Annotated in this window: 1 protein-coding gene; it reads left to right on the forward strand. The window is 80.1% G+C overall.

Going from position 1 to position 869, the window contains the following annotated elements; all coding sequences use genetic code 11:
- Positions 1–869: KR domain-containing protein (locus tag BG452_RS35750; protein WP_188308500.1), on the forward strand; the 869-nt coding region annotated here is incomplete at both ends.

Below are 869 nucleotides of genomic sequence, written 5' to 3' on the forward strand. Positions count from 1 at the left end.
AGCGCCGCCGAACTCGCCGGCCTGCTCGGCCTGCGCGACGAACAGCACGCCGGCCTCTACGCCCTCCTGCCCGCCCTCGCCGACTGGCGTCGCACCCGGCACGAGAAGGCGCAGCTCGACGCGGCCCGCTACCGCGTCCACTGGCGGCCCGTCCGCCCGGCGGCCGCGCCCGTGCTGGACGGCACCTGGCTGGTCGTCACCACCGACGCCGTCGACGACACCGAGCTCCTCGACGCCCTGCGCGGCCACGGCGCCCGCCTGGAGCGGCTGGCGCTCGACGAGGCCTGCCGCGACCGCGCCGAACTCGCGCGCCGGATCGCGGACTTCGGCGAGCTGAGCGGCATCCTGTCGCTCGTCGCGCTGGCCGACCGGCCCGTCCCCGGGCCAGGCCTGCCGGAGGGCGTCGCGCTCGGCGCCGTCCTCGCCCAGGCCCTCGGCGACCTGCGCTCCGCCGCGCCGCTGTGGACCCTCACCCGCGGCGCCGTCTCCACCGGGCCCGCCGACCCGCTCACCAACCCCGTCCAGGCCGCCGCGTGGGGTCTCGGCCGGGTCGCCGCCCTGGAGCGCCCGCAGGCGCCGGGCGGGCTGGTCGACCTGCCACCGGTGCTGGACGCGCCGACCGTGCAGGGCCTGGTCGGCCTCCTCGCGGCCGGTGGCCGCGGCGGCGAGGACCAGGTCGCGCTGCGCGGCACCGCCGCGTACGGCCGCCGCCTGGTGCGGTACGCCGTCGACGAGCTGCCCCGCGCCGAGGAGTTCACCGCCGACGGCACCGTCCTCGTCACCGGCGGCACCGGCGCGCTCGGCGCCGAGGTGGCCCGCTGGCTGGCCCGCAGCGGCGCCCGGCACCTCGTGCTCACCGGGCGCCGCGG

Origin of the sequence: Streptomyces sp. CBMA123, from assembly GCF_014596465.1 — a bacterium.
Taxonomy (GTDB): Bacteria; Actinomycetota; Actinomycetes; order Streptomycetales; family Streptomycetaceae; genus Kitasatospora.